The sequence below is a fragment of the Archangium sp. genome, from assembly GCF_036389735.1.
GTDB lineage: Bacteria > Myxococcota > Myxococcia > Myxococcales > Myxococcaceae > Archangium.
Map to the genome: position 1 here is coordinate 1 of NZ_DASVWK010000011.1, position 4,906 is coordinate 4,906.

The following is a 4,906-nucleotide window of genomic DNA, read 5'->3' on the forward strand; positions in this document are numbered from 1 at the left end:
TGCCGCACCTGGCGCGCGAGCCCGCCATCGCGCAGATGTTCCTCGCCGAGGCGCGGCTGGCCACCCACCTCCAGCACCAGAACATCGCCAGCGTCTATGACGTGGGCAGCGGCCCCGATGGCCTCTTCCTGGTGATGGAGCTGGTGAACGGGTGGGACCTGGGCCAGCTGCTGCGCCATGCGTGGCGGCGCGGCCAGCGCTTCCCTCCGCACCTGGTGGCCTTCATCGGCGCCCAGGTGCTCGGGGGGCTCATCCACGCCTACCGGCGCACGCACGGCGGTCGCCCCGTGATGACGGCCCACCGCGATGTCTCGCCCTCCAACATCCTCGTCTCGCGCGAGGGCGAGGTGAAGGTGACGGACTTCGGCATCGCCCGCATCGAGGGCGCGGCCCTGGGCACCCAGCCCGGCACCTTCAAGGGCAAGCTCCCCTACGCCGCGCCGGAGACGCTCCACGGCCAGCCCGCCACCGCCCAGAGCGACCAGTTCTCCCTCGGCATCGTCCTCTACGAGCTGCTCGCGGGGCAGCACCCCTTCGACACTGGCTCGGAGGACCCGATGGCCTTCGCCATGGCCATCACCCAGCAGGAGCCCGCGCCCCTCACCGGCCTTCCCGCGCCGCTGGTCGCCATGGTGGAGCGCGCCATGTCCAAGGAGCCCGCGGCCCGCTTCCCCCGCCCGGAGGACATGGCCGAGGCCCTGGCCCGCTACCTCGCCCAGGCCGGCGAGCCCGCCTCCTCCCACTCCCTGGCCGCGTTCCTCGCCCACCTCAACCTGCCTCCCACCCTGCTGGAGCTGTCGGACACTTCCGAGGAGCAGTCCGGCGCGGCTCCATCGAGCCAACCCGGGGCCGAGCCGAGCCCGATGGCGCAGACCGTCCGACGCCCCTCGCTCTCCACCCGGTCCGTGGAGCCGTCCGCCTCCCAGCTCCAGTCCGTCGAGCCGTGGGACGAACAGCCCGGAGGCGCCGCGCTCAGCATGAGTGGTCGGCTCGTCCTGCCCACCGCCGCCCCACCGGTCCAGGCTCGCGAGTTCCGCTGCTCCCGCTGCAACGCCTCCCTGCCCTCGGCCCATGCCCCGTGCGACCGCTGCGCCCGGGAGCTCTCCCCAGACCTCTCCGCGCTCGCCGAGGACATCTCGCCTCCGCCCCAGCCTCCACGCCCGCGGACCGTGGTCACCTCCGCGCCCCAGGCGGCTCCGCCCACCGCCCTGCGCTCGGTGCTGGACATGGAGGAGGAGGAGTTGCAGTTGGCCGAGCGCGCACCCCGGCCGGAGAGCGACTTCCCCGTCCTGCGCGAGGCGCCACGCTGGCGTCGCCTGGTGCGCCCCATGGCCCTCCTGGCCACGCTGTTGCTGGTGCTCGGCGGGGCCGTGGTGATGTGGCCACAACTCTCCAAGCAGCTCCTCACCCTGCGCTACCTGTTGGGCCCCAAGCCGACCATGACCCAGCTCTCCATCGAGAGCGACCCGCCGGGCGCCACCGTGCTCGTGGACGGCGAGGAACTGGGCACGACGCCCCTGGTCATCGACAACGCCTACCCGCGCCAGGACATCCCCTTGAAGCTGACGCTCAAGGGCTACAAGCCCTGGACGGGCACCTTCATTGGAGGCCAGCCGGAAGCGCTGGACATCCGGCTGCGTCGCTGAGGCCCGCGCTCACTTCACCAGTCGCAGGTGACCGCGCCGCGGAGTCGGCGGCTCGTCCTTGGGGGGGCCCTCGGTCGCCGCCGGGGCGGGGGCGGCGGGCGCCTCTTCCGCCGGGGGCTGCTCCTGGAGCACCACCTCGCGGAGGACGGCCCGCGGACGCTCCGCCGGGGCCGGCGCGGCGGGCTGCTCCGCCCCGGTCTCCGGGATCGACGCCTTGGACGTCAGCATCAGTTGCTGGAGGACCTCGGGCGGCATGTCGTCCGGGTAGACCCACTCCTCCCGCGTCACCTGGCTCGTGATGGCGAACAACGCCGACCAGGGCACCGCCACCTTGAAGCGGCTCCCGGAGAAACTCAGCGTGCAACGCACCCCCCACTCGCCCACCGTCAGGTCGGGTGGATCGAACCGGTAGGACAGGTTGAGGCGCAGATAGGCCTCGGTGCGCAGCGAGGGAGGCACGAGGACCCCCGGACGGCGTGCGTCCAGACAGATCATCACCATGCCCTTGTCGAGCTCGGCCAGCAGCCGCGCTTTCTTCTCGGGACCCTTCTTGTCCATCGACGTGCGCCGCGGGGAGGAGGGACGTTTCAGCGACGGCGCATCGCCCGGTCCATCTCCCGCTTCGTCTCCCGTTCCTTGATGTCCTGCCTTCGATCTTCGTGCGTCTTACCGCGACAGAGCCCCAGCTCCACCTTCGCCCGGCCATTCTTGAAATACAGCAGGAGCGGGATGATGGAATAGCCTCGCTCGCGAACCTTGGTGACCCAGCGGTCGATTTCCTCCCGGTGCATCAGGAGCTTGCGACCGCGCAGGGGCTCGTGGGTGAAGAAGCTGGAGGGGTTGTAGACGCCAATGTGGGCGTTGAGAAGGAACAGCTCGCTGCCCTTGGGCAGGGCATAGGCGTCCGAGAGGTTGGCCGTCCCGGCCCGCAGCGCCTTCACCTCGCTGCCCGAGAGCTGGAGGCCGGCCTCCACCTTCTCGTCCACCGTGTAGGCGGCGCGTGCCTTGCGGTTCTCGGAGATGATCCTGATGCCGGGCTCACCCGCCACCCCGCCTTTTCCCTTTCCACCCGCCATACGCTCGCTTCCTCTAGCCTCCGATGGGCTGATTGTCGATCAGCCGAGTGGTACCAACGAAGGCCGCCACCAGCAGTCGTGCTGGCTGGCCTGGACTCACGGTCGACAGGGGGCTCAGCGAGGTGGCATCCACCAGTTCCACATAATCCTCGCGCAGACCCGCTGCCTCCAATTCACGCCGCACCGCGCTGACCAGGACGGGCACCTCGCGCGTACCCTGACGGTAGAGCGCCTGGGCCGCCGCCATCCCTCGCGACAAGGCGAGCGCCTGCTTCCTCCCCTCTGGAGAGAGGTAGGCATTGCGGGAGCTCATGGCCAACCCGTCCGCCTCGCGGATGGTGGGCATGCCAATGATTTCAACTCCAAGGTTCAGGTCACGCTCGAGGGCGCGGATGACCTGGAGCTGCTGGTAGTCCTTCTCGCCAAAGAGGGCCACGTGCGGCTTGAAGAGGCACAGCAGCTTGGTGACGACGGTGGCCACCCCCTTGAAGTGCCCGGGCCGGCGCGCACCGCACTGGCCCTGGCTCACCTGCGTTACCTCCACGTACGTCTGGAAGCCCGGCGGGTACACCTCGGACGGCTCGGGGGCGAAGACGGCCTCCACCCCCGCGCTGGCGCACTTCGCCAGGTCCCCCTCCATGTCTCGCGGGTAGCGCGACAGGTCCTCGGTGGGGCCGAACTGAGTGGGGTTGACGAAGATGGAGGCCGCGACGACGTCGGCGCGACCGCGTCCCTCGCGCATCAGCGAGACATGGCCGTCATGCAGGTAGCCCATGGTGGGCACCAGGGCCAGCCGGCGGCCCGAGCGACGAATGGACTCCGCCCAGGCGGCGGTCTCGGCGACGGTGCGAAGGACGAGGGGGGCCATGGACTAGACCGGAGCTCCGTACACGGGGCCCAGCTTCTCCGCGCTGTCGGTGGCCTCACCCTCGGGATTCGAGGCCACGAGGCGGATGGGCTTGGACTTGAAGGAGTGCTCCTCATCCGGGAAGGTGCCCGCGCGCACCTCGGCGAAGTAGGCGCCCGCGGCGTCCGTCATGGAGCCGTGGAGGTTGGCGTAGCGCTTGACGAACTTGGGCTTGAAGTCCGGGTTCATCCCCAGCAGGTCGTAACAGACCAGCACCTGCCCGTCGCAGTACTTGCCCGCGCCAATGCCGATGGTGGGAATGGAGAGGCGCTGGGTGATGGTGCGTGCCAGCTCCAGCGGCACACCCTCCAGCACCAGCGAGAAGCAGCCGGCGCGCTCCAGCGCGATGGCGTCCTCGAGAATCTTCCGGGCGGCGTCCTCGTCCCGCCCTTGCACCACGTAACCGCCCATCTTGTGCACCGACTGGGGCGTGAGGCCCAGGTGGCCCATGACGGGGATGCTGGCGCGGGTGATCGCGGAGACGACATCGGCGAACTCGGCGCCGCCCTCCAGCTTCACCGCGCCCACCCTGCCCTCCGCCACCAGGCGGCCAGCGTTGCGCACCGCCTCCTCCACCGAGACCTGGTAGCTCATGAAGGGCATGTCGCCCACCACGAGCGCCCGCTTCGTCCCGCGTGTGACGGCGGCCGAGTGGTACACCATCTGGTCCATCGTCACCGGGAGCGTGGACTCGTGCCCCTGGATGACCATGCCCAGGGAGTCACCCACGAGCAGCACGTCCGCTCCGGCTTCATCGAAGACCCGGGCGAAGGTGGCGTCGTAGGCGGTGACCATGCAGATCTTCTGGCCGCTCTGCTTCTGGCGCTTCAGCGTATGGATGGTGACCTTGTCCTTCACGGTTCACCTCCTCTGGCGATGAGGGTTCGTCCTGCCATGCATGGAGGGACACCCCTCACCGTCCCCGCAGGGGGCTCGCCGGGAGTGACCTTCCACCCGGGACTCTAACGCCCTTGAAAGCGCTGCGGGGACTTCTCGTGAGAGCAGCCGGCCAGACGACCCTTCATCCAGCCCGCTTGCTCCCCACCGGCATGTAGTGCTGGGAGCCCTGACGCGCCCGATCGATGGCGCCCATCAGCCCCTTGAGGTCTCCCTCGTTGTGGACGAAGTCGATGTCCGAGGTGTCCACCACCAACAGCGGCGTCTCCTTATAGTGGGCGAAGAACTCGTTGTAGGCGTGGACGAGGTCCTCCAGGTAGCCAGCGTCGAACTGCCGCTCGAACTCCCGGCCGCGCTTCTTGATGCGGTAGAGCAGCACG

Annotated in this window: 6 protein-coding genes; 1 reads left to right on the forward strand and 5 read right to left on the reverse strand. The window is 69.4% G+C overall.

What is annotated here, in order from left to right; translation table 11 throughout:
• Positions 1 to 1,646 (forward strand): protein kinase domain-containing protein (locus VF794_RS00245; RefSeq protein WP_331106516.1); only part of this gene is annotated, 1,646 nt, incomplete at its 5' end.
• Positions 1,647 to 1,655: 9 nt separating this feature from the next.
• Here the strand turns inward: VF794_RS00245 and VF794_RS00250 are convergent.
• From VF794_RS00250 to VF794_RS00270, 5 genes are all read right to left on the reverse strand, one after another.
• A complete protein-coding gene (locus tag VF794_RS00250; RefSeq protein WP_331106518.1) occupies positions 1,656 to 2,204 on the reverse strand; it encodes a ClpXP protease specificity-enhancing factor SspB in 549 nt (182 codons plus the stop codon).
• A 29-nt stretch (positions 2,205 to 2,233) separates the two neighbouring features.
• Positions 2,234 to 2,722, reverse strand: a complete 489-nt coding sequence (gene smpB / locus VF794_RS00255) for an SsrA-binding protein SmpB (protein WP_331106520.1) — start codon at positions 2,720 to 2,722, stop codon at positions 2,234 to 2,236.
• A gap of 13 nt (positions 2,723 to 2,735) precedes the next feature.
• Positions 2,736 to 3,590, reverse strand: a complete 855-nt coding sequence (panC, locus tag VF794_RS00260) for a pantoate--beta-alanine ligase (RefSeq protein WP_331106521.1) — start codon at positions 3,588 to 3,590, stop codon at positions 2,736 to 2,738.
• Positions 3,591 to 3,593: 3 nt separating this feature from the next.
• Complete coding sequence (panB, locus tag VF794_RS00265; protein WP_331106523.1) at positions 3,594 to 4,487, reverse strand: 3-methyl-2-oxobutanoate hydroxymethyltransferase; 894 nt, start codon at positions 4,485 to 4,487, stop codon at positions 3,594 to 3,596.
• Between the two features lie 163 nt (positions 4,488 to 4,650).
• Positions 4,651 to 4,906 (reverse strand): deoxynucleoside kinase (locus tag VF794_RS00270; RefSeq protein WP_331106525.1); only part of this gene is annotated, 256 nt, incomplete at its 5' end.